The organism is Virgibacillus sp. M23 (assembly GCF_034190895.1).
Classification (GTDB): Bacteria; Bacillota; Bacilli; order Bacillales; family Amphibacillaceae; genus Virgibacillus; species Virgibacillus salarius.
Map to the genome: position 1 here is coordinate 1 of NZ_JAWDHA010000340.1, position 410 is coordinate 410.

General features: G+C 45.1%; 1 pseudogene. It reads left to right on the plus strand.

What is annotated here, in order from left to right:
• Window positions 1–360 (plus strand): annotated as a pseudogene (gene pheS, locus RVS70_RS22865) (phenylalanine--tRNA ligase subunit alpha); the annotation flags it as partial.
• Window positions 361–410 lie beyond the last annotated feature (50 nt).

Consider the following 410-nt stretch of genomic DNA (forward strand, 5'->3'; position numbering starts at 1 on the left):
GATTTAAAAGGAACGCTTGAACTCGTTGCGAAAAAAATGTTCGGGCAAGACCGCGAAATCAGACTCCGCCCAAGCTTCTTCCCGTTTACTGAGCCTTCAGAAGAAGTGGATGTGACATGCTTTAAATGCGGTGGGAACGGCTGCTCAGTATTTAAAGGAACAGGCTGTATCGAAATCCTCGGCGCCGGCATGGTTCACCCGAATGTGCTTAAAATGGCTGGCTTTGATCCGAATGAATATCAGGGCTTTGCATTCGGAATGGGTGTTGAGCGTATCGCGATGCTGAAATACGGCATTGATGATATCCGCCACTTCTATACAAACGATGTCAGATTTATTTCGCAGTTTAAACAGGCGTAAGAGGAGGATGCAAGGATGTTTGTTTCTTATAAATGGTTAGAGGATTATGT